Source organism: Streptomyces sp. bgisy027 (assembly GCF_057710365.1).
In genome coordinates, this window is record NZ_JBYIVZ010000002.1 from 261,188 (window position 1) to 284,264 (window position 23,077).

Genomic DNA, 23,077 nt, shown 5'->3' on the forward strand with positions numbered 1-23,077 from the left:
TCTCGTGAGTCTGGTGGAACAATCCACCCCATGGCGGAAATCATCCAGAAGGACGGCACGTGGGTCTTCGACGGCGACGCACTGCGGCTGACTCCCGGACGGGACAAGAACGTCAGCCTGTTCCGCAAGACGCTGGGTGAACTGACGCTCCCGCTGGGGGCGCTGGCGGGGGTCTCCTTCGAGCAGGGCAAGAAGGCCGGACGGCTCCGGCTGCGCCTGCGCGACGGCGCCGACCCGCTGCTGCACGCCACCGGCGGCCGGCTGACCGAGCCCAACGACCCGTACCAGCTGATCGTGGAGTCCGACCGCTACGGCGTCGCGGAGTACTTCGTGGACGAGGTGCGCAACGCCCTGCTGCTGGACGAGGTGCCGGGCGACCCGGTCGACGCGTATCTGGTGCCGAGCCCCTCGGTCCCGCTGTCGGTCTCCGCCGGGGACGCCACCGCCAGCTTCGACGGCGAGCGGGTCCGTCTGGAGTGGAACTGGAAGACGGAGGACGCCAAGGCCGCCGCGGGCACCCGCTCCCTCACGCTGGCCGACATCACGGCCGTGGAGTGGCATCCGGCGGCGGGCCTGGAGAACGGCCACCTCCGCTTCACCGTCAGGAACGCCTCCACCAAGGCGCCGCCCAAGTACGACGCCAACGCCGTGGAGCTGTGGGGCTTCAAGAAGGACCCGCTGATGGCCCTGGTCGCAGCGGCGGTCCAGGCCCGCCTGCCGCATCCGGCCAGGGCCACCGCCGCGGACGTACCGCAGGCGCGAGCGGAACTGCCCGCCACCCCGGTCGCGTCCGCCGAGGACGACCACGACGCGCTCCTGCGCCGCCTGCGCGAACTCGGCGAGCTCCATCGCACCGGCGTACTGACGGACGAGGAGTTCACGATGGCCAAGCAGGCCGTGCTGAAGCGGATTTAGCACTTCTGGGTGACCTGGAGATGCCGAGGCCGGCGGGGATCTCGCACCCCCCGACACCCTCCTGCCCGAAATCGGGCAGAATTCTTGCGAAGCGGCCCCCGATACCCCAGGATCTACCGAGTGCACGACGACCTTGTTGATCATCTGACCCGGAGCACGCCCCTCAGCCGGGGCGAGGCGCTGCGGGTGATCCAGGACGTGCTCGCCTACTTCGACGAGACGACCGAGGAGTTCGTCCGTCGCCGCCACCGCGAGCTCCAGGCCCAGGGCCTGGTGAACGCGACGATCTTCGAGCGGATCGAGGCGGACCTGAAATACCGGACGGTGGCACCGCCGGAGCTCACGCTCCGGCAGCTGCGCCGGATCGTCTACGGCTAGGGATACCTATATATATGTGCGGAATCGTCGGATACATCGGGAAGCGTGACGTGGCCCCCCTCCTGCTGGAGGGGCTCCAGCGCCTGGAGTACCGCGGCTACGACTCGGCCGGCGTGGTCGTCTCCTCCCCGAAGGCGCCCGCCCTGAAGATGGTCAAGGCCAAGGGCCGGGTCCGCGACCTGGAGGCCAAGGTCCCGGCGCGCTTCAAGGGCACCACCGGCATCGCCCACACCCGCTGGGCCACCCACGGCGCCCCCTCCGACGTGAACGCCCACCCGCACCTGGACGCCGAGGGCAAGGTCGCCGTCGTCCACAACGGCATCATCGACAACGCCTCCGACCTGCGGCGCAAGCTGGAGGCCGACGGCGTCGAGTTCCTCTCCGAGACCGACACCGAGGTCCTCGTCCACCTCATCGCCCGCTCGCAGGCGGAGAAGCTGGAGGACAGGGTCCGCGAGACGCTGCGCCTCATCGAGGGCACGTACGGCATCGCGGTGCTGCACGCCGACTTCCCGGACCGCATCGTGGTCGCCCGCAACGGCTCCCCGGTCGTCCTCGGCATCGGCGAGAAGGAGATGTTCGTCGCCTCGGACATCGCCGCGCTGGTCGCCCACACCCGGCAGATAGTGACCCTCGACGACGGCGAGATGGCCACCCTCAAGGCCGACGACTTCCGCACCTACACGACGGAGGGCACCCGGACGACCGCCGAGCCCACCACCGTCGAGTGGGAGGCCGCCTCCTACGACATGGGTGGCCACGAGACCTACATGCACAAGGAGATCCACGAGCAGGCCGACGCCGTGGACCGCGTGCTGCGCGGCCGCATCGACGACCGCTTCTCCACCGTGCACCTCGGCGGCCTCAACCTGGACGCCCGCGAGGCCCGCCAGATCCGCCGGGTGAAGATCCTCGGCTGCGGCACCTCGTACCACGCGGGCATGATCGGCGCCCAGATGATCGAGGAGCTGGCCCGCATCCCCGCGGACGCCGAGCCGGCCTCGGAGTTCCGCTACCGCAACGCGGTCGTGGACCCCGACACGCTCTACATCGCCGTCTCCCAGTCCGGTGAGACCTACGACGTCCTCGCCGCCGTGCAGGAGCTGAAGCGCAAGGGCGCCCGGGTGCTGGGCGTCGTGAACGTCGTCGGTTCCGCCATCGCCCGCGAGGCCGACGGCGGCGTCTACGTCCACGCCGGCCCCGAGGTCTGCGTGGTCTCGACGAAGTGCTTCACCAACACCACGGTGGCCTTCGCCCTGCTCGCCCTGCACCTGGGCCGCACCCGCGACCTCTCCGTCCGGGACGGCAAGCGGATCATCGAGGGCCTGCGCAAGCTGCCCGCCCAGATCGCCGAGATGCTGGAGCAGGAGGAGGAGATCAAGAAGCTGGCCCAGGAGTACGCCGAGGCCCGTTCGATGCTCTTCATCGGCCGTGTCCGGGGCTACCCGGTCGCCCGCGAGGCCTCCCTGAAGCTCAAGGAGGTCTCCTACATCCACGCCGAGGCCTACCCCGCCTCCGAGCTGAAGCACGGCCCGCTGGCCCTGATCGAGCCGGCGCTCCCCACGGTCGCGATCGTTCCTGACGACGACCTGCTGGAGAAGAACCGCGCCGCCATGGAGGAGATCAAGGCCCGCAGCGGCAAGATCCTCGCGGTGGCCCACCAGCACCAGGAGAAGGCCGACCAGACGATCGTCGTCCCGAAGAACGAGGACGAACTCGACCCGATCCTGATGGGCATCCCCCTCCAACTCCTCGCCTACCACACGGCGCTGGCGCTGGGCAGGGACATCGACAAGCCGAGGAACCTCGCAAAGTCGGTCACGGTCGAATAGAGGCTTCTGGCTTTTGGGCTCTGGCTTTCAGGGGCGCGGGGCTGTATCGATCTGCGGCTCCGCCGCGTGGGCGCGATCAGCGCACACACACCCGCAGAGGCCAACGAAACAGCGACGAACCCCCCGTGATGCCACCACTGACGGGGGGTCCGTCATTTCGCCGGGGGGCCGCCCAACCCCCCAGCCTGCGCAGCTAACCGGCGGCCGTCACCCCCCGGCCCGCAGCGCGTCGAGGAAGTGCGGTAGGCCAGTGGGCCAGGGCGGCCGTCGCGGCGTACCAGGCAACGGCCCCCGCGGCGACGGCGAACCAGCCGCCCACCTTGGTGAGTCCGTCGTTGTCGGCGAAGCTCGCGATGGCCATGAGGAGCAGGCCGACGAAGAACAGCCCGTACGTGCCCTGACCGAGCTGGTCGCCACCGGCGAGTGTGAGGGACAGCGCCACGAGGGCGAACAGCAGCAGGAAGAGCCCCGCGGCATTGGCGGACACCTGGCTGCCGGCGGCGACGGCCCAGGTGAACCAGAGCGCGCCGAGGGCCACGAACGCGGTGCCGTTCGCGGCGTCACGATCCCTGAGGGCCATCAGCCCGGCGACGAAGAGGGCAATGCCGCCCACGTACTGGGCGATTGATACGGCGTCAGCGGCCGACACGCCGTCGATCACATCGGCGTACCCGAGGCCGAAGGCCAACAGGGTGATTCCGAGGGCGAGTCGGCCGACCACGCCGGTGATTCCGCTTCCCGCAGAGACGTCGTTGTCCACGGCGGGCTCCCTTCATGCATGTGCAGTTGTGCGGTGTGCGATATATGCCCTTCACAAGGGCACAAACACCTCTACGCCTGGGTAAGTTCACGCTTCGCAGATAAGGAGTGCGCCGTCCCGAACGACTCATCTCACCTGGGACAACGGCGAGTCACGGAATGACAACGACGGGACGCTTGGCCCGCTTGGCGAGCCGCCCCGCGACGGACCCGAAGATCCGCCCGACGATGCCCTGCGTGGAGCCGACGACGATCGCGTCCGCCTCGTACTCCCGCCCCACCTCTTCGAGTTCGTGGCAGATGTCGCCGCCGCGCTCGACGAGGATCCACGGCACCTCGGCGAGGTAGTCCGCGCACGCGAGTTCGAGGCCGAGGACCTCGGTGCGGTGGTCCGGTACGTCGACGAAGACCGGCGGCTCGCAGCCCGCCCACACCGTGGTGGGCAGCCGGTTGGCGACATGGACGATGATCAGGCCCGACCCGGAGCGATGAGCCATGCCGATGGCGTACGCGAGGGCGCGCTCACTGGAGGTGGAGCCGTCGAAGCCGACGACGACGCCGTGCTTGAAGGCTGGATCGCAGGAGTGGCGTGGCTCTTCCGCCGCCAGGGGCTCGGCCGCCGTGGGGTCGGCGACGGGCCGCTTGCGGTCCGCTGGTTCGAAGAATTCGTGACCGGCCATGGCTGTCTCGGCGTATTGATCCTTATATGGGGGCCCGCGAGCGGAGCTCGTTGATGGATGCGGCAGTGTGCGGCGGAGCTGTGTCCGGGAATGGTCTTCCCAACCCCATACCCCAAGGGTACGGCGGCACGCCTCCTTAGCCCAGATACCCGCTCACGGTCGGTGCGGGTTCCAGGGAGCATGCACGAGGGGACGCCCGTAACGCAATGCTTGCTGCGGTGTACAGGCGGTTTGCACAGGATTCACCTGCGCGCGCCGTACGGACGGCCGTTCACCAGTGACCGACCGCCCCGCCCCGCGTTGATCACCACGAGCCACCGCCCAGGCAGCCCAGGAGCACATATCCATGTCCGGACCTCGCACCCCCGCCGAGGACAGCACCACCGACGTGGTCCGCTGGGCGGCCTTCAGCTGCGTCCTGGTCCCCGTGGTCCTGCTCTGGTACGGCACCTCGTTCGCCGGCGCCACCGGCACGGCCCTCGGCCTCGCCGCCGTGACGGCCGTGTGCCGCCTGCTGCTGCGCCAGTCGGAGCGCGGCGCGACGCGGCTGCGGCAGGAGGAACTGCACGGCCCGTCGCCCCGGCGCCGCGGACGCCATCACCGCACCGGAACCGGGGCTCATAGAGGCGGACGTCACACTGGGGGAAATACACCGGTCGGCTGACCGGTTTTCACGCACGGGCACGCCACTTTTCAGCCAACTTCTGGCGCGCATGCATCCCCCGCCCAGAACACCCCCCAACCCCCGTTCCACCTGCACGGAAAGGGCCTCAGGGGGTCTGCGCACCCTACGTGGATTGGCCACTGCGACAAGGCGCACTTCCCTGCACGGCCCGCGAGTGCAACGCTTCGTGATCGAATGCTTCACGCCAAGTTGCCAAGTCGACAATGTGCCGAGTGCCGAACCGGCCACTGCGGCGCGACGCGACACAGTAGATTCGATCTTGACTGTCTACGGCGGGGGACTCGTGCAGGACCGAGGGGAAACGTGCAGGAGCGACACAACCGAGGAGCCGCGACCACCGAGGGGGGCTTAGCAGTATGAGCCACGACTCCACTGCCGCGCCGGAAGCCGCGGCCCGGAAGCTTTCCGGGCGACGCCGCAAGGAGATCGTCGCGGTGCTGCTGTTCAGCGGCGGCCCCATCTTCGAGAGTTCCATACCGCTGTCGGTGTTCGGGATAGACCGCCAGGACGCCGGCGTGCCGCGCTACCGACTACTGGTGTGCGGCGGCGAGGAAGGCCCACTGCGGACCACAGGGGGCCTGGAACTCACCGCGCCACATGGCCTGGAGGCGATCTCACGGGCGGGCACGGTCGTCGTGCCGGCCTGGCGTTCGATCACTTCGCCGCCACCGGAGGAGGCGCTCGACGCTCTGCGCCGGGCGCACGAGGAAGGCGCCCGCATCGTCGGGCTGTGCACCGGCGCCTTCGTCCTCGCGGCGGCGGGCCTGCTGGACGGCCGTCCCGCGACGACACACTGGATGTACGCACCGACGCTGGCCAAGCGCTATCCGTCGGTTCATGTGGATCCACGTGAACTGTTCGTCGACGACGGCGACGTGCTGACATCGGCCGGCACCGCGGCCGGAATCGACCTCTGTCTCCACATCGTGCGGACGGACCACGGCAACGAGGCGGCCGGAGCGCTCGCCCGCCGCCTGGTGGTCCCGCCGCGCCGAGCCGGCGGTCAGGAGCGCTACCTCGATCGATCTTTACCGGAGGAGATCGGCGCGGACCCGCTCGCGGAGGTCGTCGCCTGGGCGCTGGAGCACCTGCACGAGCAGTTCGACGTCGAGACGCTGGCGGCGCGCGCGTACATGAGCCGCCGGACCTTCGACCGCCGGTTCCGCTCGCTGACGGGAAGCGCTCCGCTCCAGTGGCTGATCACCCAGCGGGTCCTTCAGGCGCAGCGTCTGCTGGAGACGTCCGACTACTCGGTGGACGAGGTCGCGGGCCGCTGCGGCTTCCGTTCGCCGGTGGCGCTGCGCGGCCACTTCCGCCGCCAGCTCGGCTCGTCACCGGCCGCGTACCGGGCGGCGTACCGTGCCCGGCGTCCGCAGGGCGACAAGCCCACGGACCCGGAGCCCACGGTGGGACCGAGCATGACGCAGGGCCCACCGCCCTCCGTGTACCCCGACGCCGGACCGGTCCCGCTCCAGGCCCGGCGCACACCGGCGCCGATGGGCACGTCCGCGCCCCTCTCGGTGGCGTCGGACAACGGCCGCGAGGCGTACGCGGCCAGCCGCGCCGGCCTGCCGAGCCAGCGCAGCGGCATGTGACGTCGTAGACACCGGACGGGCCGATCCACTCGGCCCGTCCGGCGTTCGAGGACCTCCACACCGACGCGGGGCACCCAAGAACGGACGTCAGCCGTAGGGTGGGCGCATGAACGATCGCATGGTGTGGATCGACTGCGAGATGACCGGCCTCTCGCTGTCCGACGACGCGCTCATCGAGGTTGCCGCCCTCGTCACCGACTCCGAGCTGAACATCCTCGGCGAGGGTGTGGACATCGTCGTCCGCCCGCCGGACGCGGCGCTGGAGACGATGCCGGAGGTGGTGCGTCAGATGCACACCGCGTCCGGGCTGCTCGCCGAACTCGCCGGCGGCACGACCCTGAAGGACGCCGAGGAGCAGGTCCTCTCCTACGTCCGCGAGCACGTCAAGGAACCCGGCAAGGCACCGCTGTGCGGGAACTCCGTCGGCACCGACCGCGGCTTCCTGCTGCGCGACATGCCGACCCTGGAGGACTACCTCCACTACCGGATCGTGGACGTCAGCTCCATCAAGGAGCTCGCCCGGCGCTGGTACCCGCGGGCCTACTTCAACAGCCCGGAGAAGAACGGCAACCACCGCGCCCTCGCCGATATCCGCGAGTCCATCGCCGAACTCCGGTACTACCGCGAGGCCGTCTTCGTGCCCCAGCCCGGCCCCGACTCGGACACCGCGAAGGCGATCGCCGCGAAGCACGTCCTGCCTGCTCAGTAGGTGTGCGAGGGGGGTGCGCAAGGGTGCCGCGAAAAGGCGTGCGCGAGCACCCCTTCGGACCCTGTACACTTTTTCTCGGCCGGTCGGGGACTCCACGGACGTCAACAACCGGTCATGGTGGGTGTAGCTCAGCTGGTAGAGCACCTGGTTGTGGTCCAGGATGCCGCGGGTTCGAGTCCCGTCACTCACCCTTGGTGGTCAGCCGGTGACTTCGGCGATGAAGTCACCGGCTGACTGCGTTTCCCGGCGGTTCCGAACCTCGCGTATCCGCCGAGCCCCTGCGCGTCGAGCACGCCGAGGAGATGGCCGCCGTCCTCGCGGACCCCGCGCTGCACCGCTTCATCGTTACGAACGTCTCGTCGCCGGCTCCGGCGACCCGGCCGTGTCCCGGTGCAACTGGGTGCTGCGGCTGCGCGCCGGGGCGTGCCTCGTGGGCACGGTCCAGGCGACGATCACCGCGGACGGCGTCGCCGGGATCGCCCGGGTGATCGGCACGCCGTGGCAGCGGCGCGGCCCCGTCCGCACGGTCGCCGCGGCGGCGGGCCTCACCCCGACCGAGGAGCGGCAGGACGGGAAGGTCCGGTGGCACCGACAACAGTTGCCCCGGTGACGTCACACCGCGGCTGACGCCGGGTCCCGCACACCGGCCGCCCGGCGCGACCGGCGGTCGGAGCCCCCGCGTTCAGGACGACGCCCGCGTCACCAACTCCGTGGCCAGGACGGCCTGGGTCCGTTCCAGGTCCCTCGACGCCGCCGGGCGGCGGTCCGCGATCTCGGCGAGCAGGAGGTCGATCATGCGGCGGCCCATCTCCTCGATGGGCTGGCGGACGCTGGTCAGGGGCGGGTCCATGTGGCGGGCTATGGCGGAGTCGTCGTAGCCGACCAGGGCGACGTCCTCGGGGATGCGGCGGCCCGCCTCGCGCAGGGCCTGGCGGGCGCCGGCCGCGGTGACGTCCGATGCCGCGAAGACCGCGTCGAGGTCGGGGCGGCGGTCCAGCAGGGCCCGCATCGCGCGGACTCCCCCCTCCTCCGTGAAGTCGCCGGACTCGATCAGCCCGTCGTCCACCGGGCGGCCCGCGTCACGCAGGGCGTCGCGGTAGCCGTCGACGCGGCGCTGGGCGCCGTAGACGTCGAGGCGGCCGGTGATGTGCGCGATGCGGCCGCGGCCGCGGTCCATCAGGTGCTCGACGGCCGAGCGGGCACCGCCGTAGTTGTCCGAGTCGACCGAGGTCAGCGTCTCGGCGGCCGATCTCGGACCGCTGATCACCGCCGGGATCTCCAACTGGGCCAGCAGGTCGGGCAGCGGGTCGTCCGCGTGGACCGAGACCAGCAGGACGCCGTCCACGCGGTGCGCGGCCAGGTACTGGGCCAGGCGGCGCCGTTCCTTGTCGCTGCCCGCGAAGATCAGCAGCAACTGCATCTCGGTGTCACCGAGCTCGGCGCCCACACCCTTGAGCATGTCCGAGAAGTACGGCTCCGCGAAGAACCGGGTCTCCGGCTCGGGCACGACCAGCGCGATGGCGTCCGTGCGGTTCGCCGCGAGGGCGCGGGCGGCGGTGTTGGGGACGTAGCCGAGTTCGGCGACGGCCGCCTCGACCGCCGCGCGGGTCGCGTCGCTGACCCGGGGCGAGCCGTTGATCACCCGGGATACGGTGCCGCGTCCGACGCCCGCGCGGGCCGCCACCTCTTCGAGGGTGGGCCGACCGCCGCTCCGGCCCCGCGCTCCGTGGGTTGCCATGGGCTCCGCCTCCCGTTGACCATTCCGTTGGCCTGGAATTTAACAGTCCCGCCGCTGCCGTGACCGGCCGCGGGGACCGTGGATCAAGGCCCCCGCCGCGGCCGAATTCCCGCGATCTTGGCCGAGTTCGTACCCGTGCCACCAGCCCTGCCGAGTTAGCTAACGGGCCGATAACTGAACACATAACTCCGCGTCCGCTCCCTTGACACCCCCGCTCGGACCGACGAACCTTCAACACATCACCTGTGGGAGCGCTCCCACAGTACCTGACACCTACACATCCCGCACGTTCCCCGCCCGAGCCGCAGCGAGTACAAACGAACGGGCCCAACAATGCAGTTGGCCGGGGGGTCGGCACGTCAGGCAACAGGAGGACGCAATGCGCACGAGTACCCGCAGGTCCCGCCGGCTGATGGCCCTCGCGGCCGCAGCCGCGCTGACGACAGGGCTGCTCGCCGGCTGCGCCGAGGACTCGGACGACGGCTCTTCGAACGAGGGCGGTGGCAACGGAGGCGGTGGCAAGACCACACTCACCATCGGCACCTTCGGTGTCTTCGGCTACAAGCAGGCCGGCCTCTACGACGAGTACATGAAGCTCCACCCCGACATCAACATCAAGGAGAACGTCACCACCCGCACCGACGTCTACTGGCCCAAGACCCTCACCCGCCTCCAGGCCGGCTCCGGCACCGACGACATCCAGGCGATCGAGGTCGGCAATGTCACCGAGGCCGTGCAGACGCAGGCCGACAAGTTCGTCGACCTCGGCAAGGAGGCCGACAAGTCCCAGTGGCTGGACTGGAAGAACGCCCAGGCCACCACGAAGGACGGCAAGCTGATCGGGCTCGGCACCGACATCGGCCCGATGGCGATCTGCTACCGCAAGGACCTGTTCGAGAAGGCCGGTCTGGAGACCGACCGCACCAAGCTCGCCGAGCAGTGGAAGGGCGACTGGGGCAAGTACGTCGACCTCGGCAAGGACTACATGAAGAAGGCGCCGAGCGGCACCAAGTTCGTGGACTCCGCCTCCTCCGTCTACAACGCGGCCCTCGGCGGTGAGGTCGAGCGGTACTACGACAAGGACGGCAACGTCGTCTGGGACAAGTCCGCCGGTGTGAAGAAGGCCTGGGACGTCGCCATGGACGTGGCGACCAGCAACATGTCCGCGAAGCTGAAGCAGTTCGACAAGCCGTGGGACCAGGGCTACGCCAACGGCACCTTCGCCACCGTCGCCTGCCCGGCCTGGATGATCGGTTACATCCAGGAGAAGTCCGGTGAGGCCGGCAAGGGCAAGTGGGACGTGGCGGCGGCGCCGACCGCGGCCAACTGGGGCGGTTCGTTCATCGGTGTGCCGACGGCGAGCAAGCACCAGAAGGAGGCCGTCGAGCTGGCGAAGTGGCTGACCGCGCCCGAGCAGCAGGCGAAGGTCTTCGCCAAGCAGGCCAGCTTCCCGTCGGCCCCCTCGTCGTACCCGAGCCTGAAGCCGGCGGCCGCCACTCAGGCGTACTTCTCCGACGCGCCGATCACCGAGATCTTCTCGGCCTCCGCCGAGACCATCCCGACCCAGTACCTGGGCACCAAGGACCAGCCGATCGGCACCGCGATCACCGACATCGGCATCCTGCAGGTCGAGCAGAAGGGCAAGAGCCCGGAGCAGGGCTGGGACGCCGCGACCAACGAGATCAAGGACGTGCTCGGCCAGTGAGCAGTTCCAAGCAGGCCCTCGCGCATCCCGCGTCGAGTGCCGACGCCGCGCCCGGTGACCAGCCGGGCGCGTCCGGCCGCGCGCACGGTCGCGGTACCCCGCCGCCGGGGAGCAGTTCCTGGCGGAGCCGGCTGTACCGCTGGGACATGAAGGCATCGCCGTACGCGTTCATCGCCCCCTTCTTCATCGTGTTCGGAGCGTTCTCGCTCGTCCCGCTGCTGTACACGGCCTGGTACTCGCTGCACAACGTGCAGCTGGCCAATCTCGACGGCCAGACCTGGGCCGGCCTGAAGAACTACGAGAACCTGCTCTCCTCGGACTTCTTCTGGAACGCGCTGTGGAACACCTTCACCATCGGTGTGATCTCCACGGTGCCGCAGCTGCTGATGGCGATCGGCCTGGCGCATCTGCTCAACTACAAGCTGCGCGGCTCGACCGTGTGGCGGGTCGTGATGCTCACCCCGTACGCCACCTCGGTGGCGGCGGCGACGCTGGTGTTCGTGCTGCTGTACTCCTGGGACGGCGGCATGATCAACTGGCTGCTGGACTTCGTCGGCATCGACCCGGTCAACTGGCGCGAGTCCGACTGGGGTTCGCAGTTCGCGGTGTCCTCGATCGTGATCTGGCGCTGGACCGGCTACAACGCGCTGATCTACCTGGCGGCGATGCAGGCGATCCCGGTCGACCTCTACGAGTCCGCGGCGATCGACGGCGCGGGCCGCTGGCAGCAGTTCATCCATGTGACGATCCCGCAGCTGCGGCCGACGATCCTGTTCACGGTCGTCGTCTCCACGATCGGCGCGACCCAGCTCTTCGGTGAGCCCCTGCTGTTCGGCGGGGTCTCCGGTTCCAAGGGCGGCTCCGAGCACCAGTACCAGACGCTCGGTCTGTACATGTACGACCAGGGCTGGATCATCGGCAACCTCGGAAAGGCGTCCGCGATCGCCTGGTCGATGTTCCTGATCCTGCTGATCGTCGCCGTGATCCAGCTGCTGATCTCCCGACGGCTGAGGAAGTCGCAATGACCACGACCGAACTGACGACGCCTCCGTCCACGGAGCCCGTGAGGACCCGGCGCGAGCGGCCCCGGATCATGGGTGCCGGCAAGCAGCTGCACGCCGGCCCGCTCACCTATGTCGTCCTGTCCCTCTTCGCGCTGGTCTCGCTGGCCCCGCTGGTGTGGACGGCGATCGCGGCCTCGCGCAACAACCAGCGCCTCGCGGAGACCCCGCCGCCGCTGTGGTTCGGCGGGAACCTGTTCAAGAACATGGAACGGGCATGGGAGGAGGGCGGGCTCGGCACGGCGATGTTCAACACCATCTTCGTGGCGGGCATGATCACCATCAGCACGGTGCTGTTCTCCACGCTCGCCGGTTTCGCCTTCGCCAAGCTCCGCTTCAAGTTCTCCGGCGCCCTGCTGCTGCTGACGATCGGCACGATGATGATCCCGCCGCAGCTGGCGGTCGTACCGCTGTATCTGTGGATGGCGGACCTCGGCTGGTCGAACCAGCTCCAGACGGTCATCCTGCCGACGCTGTGCACGGCCTTCGGCACGTTCTTCATGCGGCAGTACCTGGTGCAGGCGCTGCCGACCGAGCTGATCGAGGCGGCCCGGGTGGACGGCGCGAGCAGTCTGCGGGTCGTCTGGCACGTGGTGTTCCCGGCGGCGCGGCCGGCGATGGCCGTCCTCGGACTGCTGACCTTCGTGTTCGCCTGGAACGACTTCCTGTGGCCGATCATCGCCCTGAACCAGGAGAACCCGACCGTGCAGGTGGCGCTCAACTCCCTGGGCACCGGCTATGTCCCCGACCAGGCGGTGATCATGGCGGGCGCGCTGCTCGGCACGCTGCCGCTGCTGATCGCCTTCCTGCTGTTCGGCAAGCAGATCGTGGGCGGCATCATGCAGGGCGCGGTCAAGGGCTGACGCCGCCGCGCCCCGCTCGGGCCGTACGACCCCAAGGGCCGAGTCACCGCTGCCTCGGCCCCCGGCCCCTCCCGCTCTCCCCCTTGTCCCCTCCTACTCGTACTCGTCGGTCTCCACGACCCCATATGGGAGCGCTTCCATGCCTGAGCCCATGACACCCGTGTCCTTTCCGCCCGCCTTCCTCTGGGGTGCCGCGACCTCCGCGTACCAGATCGAAGGAGCGGTCCGGGAGGACGGCCGCACGCCGTCGATCTGGGACACCTTCAGCCACACCCCGGGCAAGACGGCCGGCGGCGAGCACGGTGACATCGCTGTCGACCACTACCACCGCTACCGCGACGACGTGGCGCTGATGGCCGACCTCGGCCTGGGCGCGTACCGTTTCTCGATCTCCTGGTCACGGGTGCAGCCCACGGGGCGCGGGCCCGCGGTCCAGCGGGGCCTGGACTTCTACCGCCGGCTGGTGGACGAGCTGCTGGCGAAGGGCATCAAGCCCGCCGTCACCCTCTACCACTGGGACCTGCCGCAGGAGCTGGAGGACGCGGGCGGCTGGCCGGAGCGCGACACCGCCCACCGCTTCGCCGAGTACGCGCAGATCGTCGGCGCGGCGCTCGGCGACCGCGTGGAGCAGTGGATCACGCTCAACGAGCCGTGGTGCAGCGCCTTCCTGGGCTACGGCTCCGGCGTCCACGCGCCGGGCCGCACCGAGCCCGTCGCCACACTGCGCGCGGCCCACCACCTCAACCTCGCGCACGGCCTCGGCGCCACGGCCCTGCGCTCGGTGATGCCCGCCCGCAACTCGGTGGCCCTGAGCCTCAACTCCTCCACCGTGCGGCCGGTTTCGCAGGACCCCGCGGACCTGGTGGCGGCCCGGAAGATCGACGACCTGGCCAACGGGATCTTCCACGGCCCGATCCTGCACGGCGCCTACCCGGCCACCCTGTTCACGGCGACGGAGCAGCTGACGGACTGGTCGTACGTCCTGGACGGCGACCTGGCGGCGATCAACCAGCCGCTCGACGCGCTGGGCCTGAACTACTACACGCCCGCACTGGTCTCCGCGTCCGACGCCGAGCAGGCCGGCCCGCGCGCCGACGGCCACGGGGCGAGCGCGCACTCGCCGTGGCCCGGCGCGGACGACGTGCTGTTCCACCAGACCCCCGGTGACCGCACGGCCATGGGCTGGTCCATCGACCCGACCGGCCTGCACGAGCTGATCATGCGGTACACACGGGAGGCGCCGGGCCTGCCGCTGTACATCACCGAGAACGGCGCGGCCTACGACGACAAGCCCGACTCCGAGGGCCGGGTCCACGACCCGGAGCGCATCGCCTATCTGCACGGCCACCTCGCGGCGGTCCGCCGCGCGATCACCGACGGCGCGGACGTCCGCGGCTACTACCTGTGGTCCCTGCTGGACAACTTCGAGTGGGCGTACGGCTACGAGAAGCGGTTCGGCGCGGTGTACGTCGACTACGCCACCCTCACGAGGACGCCGAAGTCGAGCGCCCACTGGTACGCGAAGGCGGCCCGGACGGGCACGCTGCCCGAGGTGGACGAGGTGTTCTAGCCGACGGGGGTCCGGGGGACGGGGCGCGGCGCGGTGAGGGAGCGTGCCGCGCCCCGCGGTCGTGCGTGACCGCCGGGCCGGAGGGAATCTCCAGGGGCCCCGGACAGACATGCGCGCCCCGGCCGGATGGGGGGAAGACCGGCCGGGGCGCGCCCCCCGTGGTCGGGTGGGCCTACCGGGTCAGTTGTAGGCCGCGAACGCCTTCGAGAAGGCGAACTTGTCCTGGAGGATCGAGCTGCACGTGGCGTCGGCCGCCGGCTTCTCGCCGCCCGCGCACTGCTTGTCACGGGTGGCCGACCACATCGAGAGCCAGCCGAGGCCCTTGGACTTGGCGAAGCTCACCAGCTGGGCGGCGTCGTCGACCTTGAAGATCTCCGTGGTGACGTCGTTGACGCCGATCATCGGGGTGACCGCGACCGTCTTCCAGGCGTCGCTGTCGGAGAGGCCGAGGACGCTCTTGACCTGGGCCTGGGTGGCGGTGGCGGCCTGCTCGGCGTAGGTGCCCATGTCGCCGCTGTAGGCGGGGCCGTAGTCCATCGCCATGATGTTGACGGTGTCGATCCGTACTCCGTTCCGCTTGGCGTCGGCGAGCAGGTCCACGCCCGGCTGGGTCAGGCCCTCCGGCATGACGGGCAGGGTGTAGGAGACGTCCAGGTCGGCGTGCTGCTGCTGGAGCTTGGCTATCGCCTGGGCCCGGCGGGTGTTGGCCGCCGCGTCCGGCAGCGCGCCACCTTCGACGTCGAAGTCGACCTTCGTCAGCTTGTACGCGTCCACGACCTTGCCGTACGCCGCCGCCAGCGCGTCCGCAGAGGAGCACGTCGTCGCCAGCTCGCTGCCGGCCGCGCCGCCGAACGAGACCCGGACATCGCCGCCCTTGGCCCGCAGGTCACCGATCTGCGCGGCCACCGCGTCGGTGCCGAGGTCGGTGACGCCGCCCCACTTGGGGGTGCAGCCGCCGCCGTCGGTGATGAAGGCGAGGTTGTAGTTCTTCACGCCGGTCGCCTCGGCGCTCGCCGCCATGTCGAAGGCCGGGTAGAGCGAGGTGTCGATGTACGGGGCGAAGCCGGCGGATGCCTTCGTGCCGGTGCCGGGGCTCTGCGTGGGCTTGGCGGTGGGGGTCGCTGTGGGGGTGGCCGTCGCGGTGGGCTTCGCCGTCGCGGTCGGTGTCGGAGAGGGCGACTGCGGCTGCGTCGGGCGGCCGCTCGGCTCCGGGGTCGCGGTGTCGTCCGTGGAGCACTTGGCGTCGTCGATGAGGCAACCCGTGGGCGCGGCGGTGCCGTTGACCACGAAGCCGACGGTGACCGACTCGCCGGCGGCCAGGCCGTCGGTGTCCCACTTCGGCGGTGTCACGGTGACGTGGCGGCCGCTCACGCTCGACTCGGCGTTCCACAGGGAGCTCAGCTTCGTGCCCGACGGCAGGTCGAACTCCAGCTTCCAGTCCTTCTTGGTCTGCGCGCTGTTGTTCGTGACGACGTACTGGGCGGTGTAACCCGTCGACCAGTCACTGGTCTTCGTGTACGCCGCTCCGATGCCGGCCGCCTGGGCGGTGCCGGTGAACACGATCGCGCCCCCGCCGACCGCGGCCACGGCGACCAGTCCGCCGATCGCCTTGCTCCTGCCGCTGACCCTGCGCCGGTGCGTCCTCATCGCGTTCTGCCTTTGCTGTTCGGGGGTGGGGTGCGGCAGCACGCTAGCGACCCCGAATCGGGCAAAGTGCCTGATCCGGACGGGGGTTGAGGAGCTTATGGCGCCCTTAAGGAAGGGATCGGGGACGGTTAAAGGCAGAGACCAATCTGCCGGGCCGGCGGCGGCGAACGGACCCGCGGTGCCCTCGCCGAACCGGCTCCCTGCCGTCCAGCTGGATCCAGATCCGTACCTCGGTCCCGCCGAGCACCGACGACCCGATCCGTACGTCCCCGCCCGTCGACTCCGCGAGCCGGCGCACGATGTCAAGGCCGAGCCCGGTCGACCCGGCGCTGCCGGAGCCCCGTCCGCGCGCCATCGCCGCCTCGGGGTCGGATATGCCGGGTCCCGCGTCCGAGACGAGCACGATCACCGCGTCCTCGCCGTTGTGCACGTCGACCGCGAACGCCGTGCCCTCGGTGGTGTGCCGGAAGACATTGCCGAGCAGGGCGTCCAGCGCGGCCGCCAGATCCGCCCGGGCCACCGGTATCCGCACCGGCCGGTCCACGCCGGCCACCCGCACCTTGCGGCCCTCGTCCTCCGCCAGCGCCGACCAGAACGTCATGCGCTCGCGCACCACTTCGGCCGCGTCGCATCCGGCGCCGGGACCCGCGGCCACCGTCTGCGGCTTGGCCTCGCGGGCGGTACGGATGATGGTGTCGACCTCGCGCTCCAGCTGGGCGACGGCCGTCCGGGTCTGCTCGGCGGCCGGACCGTCCCCGAGCGAGGCCGCGTTCAGCCGCAGCACGGTCAGCGGGGTGCGCAGCCGGTGGGACAGGTCGGCCGCCAGCTCCCGCTCGTTGGCGAGGAGTTGCACGACCTGGTCGGCCATGGAGTTGAACGCCACCGCCGCCAGCCGCAGTTCGGTCGGCCCCTCCTCGGGAACCCGGGCGCCCAGCTTGCCCTCCCCCAGTTCGTGCGCGCCCTCGACCAGACGCTGCGCCGGCCGCACCATCCGCACTCCCAGCCGGTCCGCGACGGCGACCGAGCCGACGATCAGCGCGAGGCCGACCCCGGCGAGCACCGTCCAGGCCGTCGTGAGCCCGTTGGTGACCTCCGCGTCGGGGACGAACACCTCGACGACGGCTATCTCCCCGGAGCTGAGCGCGACCGGCTGGAGCAGCGTGGACCCGCCGGGGACGTCGCTGGTCGAGGCGCGGCCCAGCCGTCGTACGGTCGCGATGTCTGCGGCGGCGGCGCGCTGCCGGCCGAGGTCGACGGCACTCGTGCCGCCGGACGCCTTGTCGGCGGAGGCCGGAATGTGCACGGCCATGCCCGAGTCGGAGCCGGCCGAGGCGACGACCCGCTCCAACTGGTCCCGGTCGGTGGTGATGGACAGCGCCGGGGCGACGGCGGCGGCCTCCCGCTCGGCGTTGGAGAAGGCGCGGTCGCGGGCCATCTCGCGGATGACGAGTCCGAGCGGGACGGCGAAGGCGACCACGACCATGGTGGTGACCGCCAGGCAGACCTTGACCAGGGCCCATCTCATCGCGGCAGCTCCCCACCGGGCGGTTCCAGCTTCACGCCCACGCCGCGCAGGGTGTGCAGATAGCGCGGTCGCGCCGCGGTCTCCCCGAGCTTGCGCCTGAGCCAGGACAGATGGACGTCGATCGTCTGGTCGTCACCGTAGGACTGCTGCCACACCTCGGCGAGCAGTTCCCTGCGGGGCACGACCACGCCGGGCCGGGTGGCCAGGAAAGTGAGCAGGTCGAACTCGCGGCGGGTGAGGTCGAGTCGGACGCCGTCCAGCTCGGCCTGGCGGCGCAGCGGGTCGACGGTGAGGCCGCCGACGCGCAGCACGGCCTCCGGCGGCAGGTCACCGGCACCGGCCCGGGAGCGGCGCAGGACGGCCGCCATGCGGGCCGAGAGGTGCTCGACCGAGAAGGGCTTGGTGAGGTAGTCGTCCGCCCCCGCGTTGAGCAGCCGGACGATCTCCGTCTCGTCGTCGCGCGCGGTGGCGATGATCACAGGGACGTCGGTGATTCCGCGCAGCATCTTCAGGGCCTCGGAGCCGTCCAGATCGGGCAGTCCGAGGTCCAGGATGACCACGTCGAAACGGAGATGGGCGACCTCGCGCAGCGCCTCCAGCGCCGTCCCGACGCTGCGGACGGTGTGCGCCGCGTCGGTCAGGTGCCGGATGAGCGCCGAGCGAACGAACGGGTCGTCCTCGACCACGAGCACACTTGCCATGCGCCGCACCGTACGCCATGCCGCGGAGCCGGGTCCGGGCCTGTGGACAACTCACTCCCTGTGGACAACCGGGCGACACTCCTGGGACGCGTGAGGCAGTATGGCCGCGATGCGCAGAGGACTCGTTCACGTACTTGCCTGGTCGCTCGCCACCGGTGCGGCGGTCACGCTGTCGTGGTGGGGTGTCCACACGGTGATGGCGGGCACGGTCTACGACCGCCCCCGCGCACTGCCCATCACGGCGGCCGACGCGACGACGCAGGGTTCCAAGCCGCTCGCGTCCTCGACGCGGTCCCCCAAGGCGCCGACCCCGTCGAAGAGTCCCTCGCCGAAGCCGGCCGGGACGCCCCGCACCCCGACCCCGTCGAAGCCGACGACCAGCGCCCCGGACCCCTCCCCCACCTCGTCCGGCCAGGTCAAGGGCTACGACACCGACGGCGGCCGGGTGGTCTTCGACATCGGCGACGCCTCCGCGACCCTCGTCTCCGCCACCCCGGGCTCGGGCTGGTCGATGCAGGTGTGGAAGACGGAGACGTGGATCCGGGTGGAGTTCGGCGCGGGCGCGGACCGGGTGTCGGTGTTCTGCACCTGGCACGACGGGCCGCCACGGGTGGAGATCGGGAACTACTGACTCACCGCGGGGCTCCGGCTCACATGAAGCGGGTGCTCAGGTAGAGCGAGTGCTCAGGTGAAGACGGACGCCGGTGGTGCCGGCGACGCCACCGCCGCCGCGTCCGTGACCGGTACGGCGCCCCCCGTGAAGTCCCTGAGGGAGCGGCCGTGTTCGACCCGGGCGGGGTGCGGGTCGGAGGCGGCACGGCGGGTCAGCTCGGCGACCGGCAGCGGGAGGTCGGCGGCGACCAGGACCGCGTTGCCGAACCGCTTCCCGCGCAGCACCGCCGGGTCGGCGATCAGCGCCGGCTCGGCGAACCGGGCGGCGGCGGTGGCGATCTGGCCCCGCAGATGCGCGAGCGGCGGTCCGTCGGCGAGGTTGGCGGCGTACCAGCCACCGGGCCGCAGAGCGCGGCGGACCTCGTCGAGGAACTCCGTGGAGGTGAGGTGGGCCGGGGTGCGGGCTCCGCTGAAGACGTCGGCGATGACGAGATCGGCCCAGCCGTCGGGCACCTTGGCGAGCCCCTCGCGGGCGTCGGCCGAGCGCACCCGGACGCGGGCGGCGCGGTCCAGCGGGAGTTCGCGGCGGACCAGCCGGACGAGGGCGGCGTCGCGCTCGACGACCTGCTGGGTGGAGCGGGGCCGGGTGGCGGCGACGTAGCGGGCGAGGGTGAGGGCCCCGCCGCCGAGGTGCACGGCCCGTACCGGCTTGCCGGGCGCGGCGACGAGGTCGATGACGTGTCCGAGGCGGCGCTGGTACTCGAAGGAGAGGTGGGCGGGGTCGTCCAGGTCGACGTGCGACTGCGGCGCCCCGTCGATCAGGAGCGTCCAGGCCCGCGCACGGTCCCGGTCGGGTATGAGCTCGGCGAGTCCGCCGTCGACGCTCTCGACGACGGAGGCGAGGTCCGCGGCTGAGCGCCGGGGCTTTCTGGACTTTCCCACCCGGCCATTATCAGGGGCGGCGGCGGCACCGCGCCTGCGCCGGTCACCGGCAGTTGTCGGCCGCCTCGATCAGCCGCGCCGCCTCGCCCAGCGCCGCCCGCAGCACCGCGGGATCGGTCGCCAGGTCCGCCTCCCCGGGCGGCAGGAGCCAGTCCGAGCCCTCGACCGGCGGCTCGGGGTTCAGGTCGAGGCTCAGGCCCCGCCCGTCGGTCTCCGTGCAGGTGCTGCCCGGCACGTCCCAGGCGGCGGCCGTGCCCGGCGGGACCACGAAGCCGAGGGTGTCGCCGCCGTCGTCGTGCAGGACGGGCCCCACCGCCTCGCAGGCTCCCCGCCGCAGGATGTCGACGGCCTCCAGGCCCTGGCGCGCGGGGACGGTGACCACGTCGCACCCCGACTCCGGGTCGCAGCCCTCGCCCGGCGGCGCGCTGCACTCTGCGGTCGGCGCGTGCCTCGCCGTTGTCGACGGCGTACGAGGAACGACGCTCTGGCTGGTCTCCATCCCGACCTCCACCACGGAACCCCTTTTGCAGTCCGAAGAGTTCAACGCCTCGCGGCGTCAACGGCTACGGCGGAAGTCCGCCGCAAAGGATGGCAGTTCATGGCAGATCACGTATGAGATATCCGGTTTGTAGCCAAACCCTGCGTGGTGACTCCGCTACAGCAGGTACGTTCTTGCCCGCCGGACACAAGGGCACCACACGGATTTTCGGTTCAACTCGTCCTCGTCCCGGCATGGTTCGACGGTTCGCACGAGAGGACCCGGCCATGGCGTCGTCAGAGCTGACCTCGTCCCAGCCTTCGAGGCCACCACGGCCGAACATCGCGTTCCGGCAGTTGCGCGGACAGCGCTCGCCGGCCGAGTTCGCCGCGGTGGTGCGACGGGCCGCTCGCGAGATCGATGAGCGGGTCAGCTGTGACGCGCGCTACATCGGCAGAGTCGAGGCCGGCGAGATCCGCTGCCCCAACTACGCGTACGAACGGGTGTTCCTGCACATGTTCCCCGGTCGCACCCTCACCGACCTCGGCTTCGCGCCCCGCTCGTCCGTACGCGGACGCCAGGCGCGCGCCGAGGACGACGCGCCCCTGGCACGCACCACGTGCCCGGCGCACGCCACGAGTGAGACGCCAGGGGCTCACGAGCCGTATGACCCACTGAACCCGCAGGACCCGTACGACCCGTGTGACGCGTACGGCACAGCGCAGAACGACGAGAACCACGAGGAGAGCGACGTGCTACGTCGCGCATTCATGACCGGCGGAGGCGCCACGGTGGCCGCCGCCTCACTGAGCCCCCTGGGGCTCGCCCACGACGCCGCGGCCGCGGGGCGTCCCCACAGACGTGTCGGGGGGCGGGAGGCGGACGCGCTCGAGCAAGCCGTGCGCCGCATCCGGCTGCTAGACGACCGGCACGGCGCCGACGGCCTCTACCGCCGCGCCGCCGCCCCGCTGCGGGCCGCCTACGCGCTGCTCGACGCCGGTACGACCCGGCAGGCGACCGGCGACCGGCTCCACGCGGGCGCGGGTGAACTGGCCATCTCGGTGGGGTGGCTGGCGCACGACTCGGGGCGGTTCGACGACGCCCGCTCGCACTACGCGGAGGCCCTCGCGACGGCCCGGATGGCGGGCGACCCGGCCCTGGAGGCGCACGCCTTCTGCAATACGTCCTTCCTCGCGCGGGACGCGGGCCGGCCGCGCGAGGCGGTGCGGGCGGCGCAGGCCGCGCAACGGGTCGCGCGCACCCTGGGCTCGCCCCGGCTGATGTCGCTGCTCGCGCTGCGCGAGGCGGGCGGCTGGGCGGGGCTCGCCGACCGCACCGGCTGCGAACAGGCCCTCGCCCGTGCGCAGGCCTTCTTCCAGCGGGGCCGCTCGGAGCCCGACCCGGAGTGGATGAGCTTCTACGGGGAGGCCGAGCTGGAGGTCCTGGAGGCGCAGTGCTGGTCGACGCTGGGGAACTGGCAGCGGGCGGCGCGGCACGCGGGGCGGGCGGCCCAGCTCCAGGATCCGCACTTCACCCGCAACATCGCCCTGTACACCGCTCAGCTGGCGGACGACCTGGCGCGGGGCGGACGCCCCGACGAGGCGGCGGCCGCCGGGATGCGGGTGCTGGACCTCCTGGACCTGGTGCAGTCGTCGCGGGTCCAGACGATGCTCGCGGGCACGGCCCGGGTGCTGCTGCCGCACCGGCGGGCGAGCGGGGTGTCGGCGTTCCTGGAGCGGCACGCGACGGCGCCGCGCGCGGTGTGACCCGCGGGGCGACCGAGCGTTCCGCCAACAGGACTGCAATGGATGTACGGGCCGGCGGGGGGCCGGTCGCGCCCGCGCGGCGGTAGCCGCAGATTCGACACAGCCCCCCGCCCCTTACGGTGCCGACCGGGCGTTCCGCCGACAGGACGGCGATGGATGTACGGGCCGGCGGGGGGCCGGTCGCGCCCGCGCGGCGGTAGCCGCAGATTCGACACAGCCCCGCGCCCCTTACGGTGCCAGGTGCCCCGAGTCGTTCCAGCTCTCGATCGCGGGCTCGCCGTAGGCCCAGCCCAGTACCGACAGCGAGGTCGGGTTCAGCCGGATCCGGGCCGCGAAGTCGAGCGGCAGCCCCAGCCAGCGGGCGCCGATGGACCGCAGGATGTGCCCGTGCGCGAACACCAGCACATCCCGGTCCGCCTCGCGGGCCCAGGCCACCGCCTCGTCGGCCCGGGCCGCCACCTCGGACAGGGTCTCCCCCTCGGGCACGCCGTCGCGCCAGATGAGCCAGCCCGGGCGTATCGCCTGGATGTCAGCGGGCGTCATGCCCTCGTAGGCGCCGTAGTCCCACTCCATGAGCGTGTCCCAGGTGGGGGCGCGGTCGCCGAAGCCGGCGAGTTCGCACGTCTCACGCGCGCGTGACAGCGGGCTGGTGCGGACCTCGACGCCGTCCAGTCCGTCGTACGGCGGCCGGTGCAGGCGCTCACCCAGCAGCTTCGCGCCCCGGCGGCCCTCCTCCAGGAGGGGCACGTCGGTCCTGCCGGTGTGCTTGCCGGACAGCGACCACGCCGTCTGTCCGTGCCGGGCCAGCAGGATGCGCGGTGCCATTGCGGGGCCTTCCGGGAGAAATGAGAGGCGGAACGCCTACATCATCGCGCACGCTGGGCGCGGGCAACCCGCCGGGCGATCTCTGCGTCTT

General features: G+C 71.1%; 21 protein-coding genes, 1 tRNA gene and 1 pseudogene. 14 read left to right on the forward strand and 9 right to left on the reverse strand.

Features of this window, described 5'->3' with window-relative positions:
• The first annotated feature begins 30 nt into the window (after positions 1 to 30).
• From AC3ETA_RS03180 to glmS, 3 genes are all read left to right on the forward strand, one after another.
• Complete coding sequence (locus AC3ETA_RS03180) at positions 31 to 915, forward strand: DUF4429 domain-containing protein (RefSeq protein ID WP_432191258.1); 885 nt, start codon at positions 31 to 33, stop codon at positions 913 to 915.
• 120 nt (positions 916 to 1,035) lie between these two features.
• Complete coding sequence (locus AC3ETA_RS03185; RefSeq protein ID WP_030944376.1) at positions 1,036 to 1,293, forward strand: hypothetical protein; 258 nt, start codon at positions 1,036 to 1,038, stop codon at positions 1,291 to 1,293.
• A 14-nt stretch (positions 1,294 to 1,307) separates the two neighbouring features.
• Entirely contained in the window at positions 1,308 to 3,125 is a 1,818-nt protein-coding gene (glmS, locus tag AC3ETA_RS03190) for a glutamine--fructose-6-phosphate transaminase (isomerizing) (RefSeq protein ID WP_432191259.1), read from the forward strand.
• Between the two features lie 193 nt (positions 3,126 to 3,318).
• Here glmS and AC3ETA_RS03195 read toward each other — a convergent pair whose 3' ends face one another.
• Together AC3ETA_RS03195 and AC3ETA_RS03200 are read right to left on the reverse strand one after the other, a co-directional pair.
• Entirely contained in the window at positions 3,319 to 3,885 is a 567-nt protein-coding gene (locus AC3ETA_RS03195; RefSeq protein WP_432191260.1) for a GPR1/FUN34/YaaH family transporter, read from the reverse strand.
• A gap of 151 nt (positions 3,886 to 4,036) precedes the next feature.
• Positions 4,037 to 4,564: a universal stress protein gene (locus AC3ETA_RS03200; RefSeq protein ID WP_030944387.1), complete on the reverse strand. Its 528-nt coding sequence runs from the start codon at positions 4,562 to 4,564 to the stop codon at positions 4,037 to 4,039.
• A gap of 346 nt (positions 4,565 to 4,910) precedes the next feature.
• Between AC3ETA_RS03200 and AC3ETA_RS03205 the strand changes: the two genes are divergently transcribed.
• The 5 genes and pseudogenes from AC3ETA_RS03205 to AC3ETA_RS03225 all read left to right on the forward strand — a co-directional run bounded on the left by AC3ETA_RS03205 (position 4,911) and on the right by AC3ETA_RS03225 (position 8,163).
• Complete coding sequence (locus tag AC3ETA_RS03205) at positions 4,911 to 5,228, forward strand: hypothetical protein (protein ID WP_030944390.1); 318 nt, start codon at positions 4,911 to 4,913, stop codon at positions 5,226 to 5,228.
• Between the two features lie 377 nt (positions 5,229 to 5,605).
• The gene (locus AC3ETA_RS03210; protein WP_432191261.1) at positions 5,606 to 6,844 is read left to right on the forward strand and encodes a helix-turn-helix domain-containing protein; all 1,239 of its coding nucleotides are present in this window, start codon (positions 5,606 to 5,608) and stop codon (positions 6,842 to 6,844) included.
• A gap of 106 nt (positions 6,845 to 6,950) precedes the next feature.
• A complete protein-coding gene (gene orn, locus AC3ETA_RS03215; RefSeq protein ID WP_432191262.1) occupies positions 6,951 to 7,553 on the forward strand; it encodes an oligoribonuclease in 603 nt (200 codons plus the stop codon).
• A gap of 117 nt (positions 7,554 to 7,670) precedes the next feature.
• A tRNA-His gene (locus tag AC3ETA_RS03220) sits at positions 7,671 to 7,743 on the forward strand.
• A 40-nt stretch (positions 7,744 to 7,783) separates the two neighbouring features.
• A pseudogene (locus AC3ETA_RS03225) lies at positions 7,784 to 8,163 on the forward strand (GNAT family N-acetyltransferase).
• Positions 8,164 to 8,235: 72 nt separating this feature from the next.
• On the opposite strand, the gene AC3ETA_RS03230 reads toward AC3ETA_RS03225, so the two are convergent.
• A complete protein-coding gene (locus AC3ETA_RS03230; RefSeq protein WP_432191263.1) occupies positions 8,236 to 9,291 on the reverse strand; it encodes a LacI family DNA-binding transcriptional regulator in 1,056 nt (351 codons plus the stop codon).
• A 379-nt stretch (positions 9,292 to 9,670) separates the two neighbouring features.
• Here AC3ETA_RS03230 and AC3ETA_RS03235 point away from each other — a divergent pair, with 379 nt between their 5' ends.
• The 4 genes from AC3ETA_RS03235 to AC3ETA_RS03250 all read left to right on the forward strand — a co-directional run bounded on the left by AC3ETA_RS03235 (position 9,671) and on the right by AC3ETA_RS03250 (position 14,490).
• The gene (locus tag AC3ETA_RS03235) at positions 9,671 to 10,996 is read left to right on the forward strand and encodes an ABC transporter substrate-binding protein (protein WP_432191264.1); all 1,326 of its coding nucleotides are present in this window, start codon (positions 9,671 to 9,673) and stop codon (positions 10,994 to 10,996) included.
• On the forward strand, positions 10,993 to 12,021 hold the full coding sequence (locus AC3ETA_RS03240; RefSeq protein ID WP_432191265.1) for a carbohydrate ABC transporter permease: 1,029 nt from the start codon (positions 10,993 to 10,995) through the stop codon (positions 12,019 to 12,021). The genes AC3ETA_RS03235 and AC3ETA_RS03240 overlap by 4 nt, the downstream gene beginning before the upstream one ends.
• Positions 12,018 to 12,920 carry a carbohydrate ABC transporter permease gene (locus AC3ETA_RS03245; protein ID WP_432191266.1) on the forward strand — a complete coding sequence of 301 codons (903 nt, stop codon included), beginning with the start codon at positions 12,018 to 12,020 and terminating at the stop codon, positions 12,918 to 12,920. Before AC3ETA_RS03240 ends, AC3ETA_RS03245 begins: the two co-directional genes overlap by 4 nt.
• Before the next feature lie 139 nt (positions 12,921 to 13,059).
• Positions 13,060 to 14,490, forward strand: a complete 1,431-nt coding sequence (locus AC3ETA_RS03250; protein WP_432191267.1) for a GH1 family beta-glucosidase — start codon at positions 13,060 to 13,062, stop codon at positions 14,488 to 14,490.
• A gap of 180 nt (positions 14,491 to 14,670) precedes the next feature.
• On the opposite strand, the gene AC3ETA_RS03255 is transcribed toward AC3ETA_RS03250, so the two are convergent.
• The 3 genes from AC3ETA_RS03255 to AC3ETA_RS03265 form a co-directional block, all read right to left on the reverse strand.
• Complete coding sequence (locus tag AC3ETA_RS03255) at positions 14,671 to 16,137, reverse strand: glycoside hydrolase family 18 protein (RefSeq protein ID WP_432191268.1); 1,467 nt, start codon at positions 16,135 to 16,137, stop codon at positions 14,671 to 14,673.
• Between the two features lie 106 nt (positions 16,138 to 16,243).
• Complete coding sequence (locus tag AC3ETA_RS03260; protein ID WP_432191269.1) at positions 16,244 to 17,662, reverse strand: sensor histidine kinase; 1,419 nt, start codon at positions 17,660 to 17,662, stop codon at positions 16,244 to 16,246.
• Positions 17,659 to 18,363 carry a response regulator transcription factor gene (locus AC3ETA_RS03265; protein WP_432191270.1) on the reverse strand — a complete coding sequence of 235 codons (705 nt, stop codon included), beginning with the start codon at positions 18,361 to 18,363 and terminating at the stop codon, positions 17,659 to 17,661. Before AC3ETA_RS03265 ends, AC3ETA_RS03260 begins: the two co-directional genes overlap by 4 nt.
• 109 nt (positions 18,364 to 18,472) lie before the next feature.
• Between AC3ETA_RS03265 and AC3ETA_RS03270 the strand changes: the two genes are divergently transcribed.
• Positions 18,473 to 18,994, forward strand: coding sequence for an RAD23 family protein (locus AC3ETA_RS03270; protein ID WP_432191271.1), 522 nt, complete (start codon positions 18,473 to 18,475; stop codon positions 18,992 to 18,994).
• A 53-nt stretch (positions 18,995 to 19,047) separates the two neighbouring features.
• Here AC3ETA_RS03270 and AC3ETA_RS03275 read toward each other — a convergent pair whose 3' ends face one another.
• On the reverse strand, positions 19,048 to 19,917 hold the full coding sequence (locus AC3ETA_RS03275; RefSeq protein ID WP_432191272.1) for a spermidine synthase: 870 nt from the start codon (positions 19,915 to 19,917) through the stop codon (positions 19,048 to 19,050).
• Positions 19,918 to 19,960: 43 nt separating this feature from the next.
• Positions 19,961 to 20,416, reverse strand: coding sequence for a hypothetical protein (locus tag AC3ETA_RS03280; RefSeq protein WP_185844160.1), 456 nt, complete (start codon positions 20,414 to 20,416; stop codon positions 19,961 to 19,963).
• Positions 20,417 to 20,682: 266 nt separating this feature from the next.
• On the opposite strand from AC3ETA_RS03280, the gene AC3ETA_RS03285 reads away from it, so the two are divergent.
• A complete protein-coding gene (locus AC3ETA_RS03285; RefSeq protein WP_432191273.1) occupies positions 20,683 to 22,161 on the forward strand; it encodes an NsdA family TPR-like regulatory protein in 1,479 nt (492 codons plus the stop codon).
• A 228-nt stretch (positions 22,162 to 22,389) separates the two neighbouring features.
• Here the strand turns inward: AC3ETA_RS03285 and AC3ETA_RS03290 are convergent, their stop codons facing one another.
• A complete protein-coding gene (locus AC3ETA_RS03290) occupies positions 22,390 to 22,986 on the reverse strand; it encodes a histidine phosphatase family protein (RefSeq protein ID WP_432191274.1) in 597 nt (198 codons plus the stop codon).
• Positions 22,987 to 23,077: the final 91 nt, after the last annotated feature.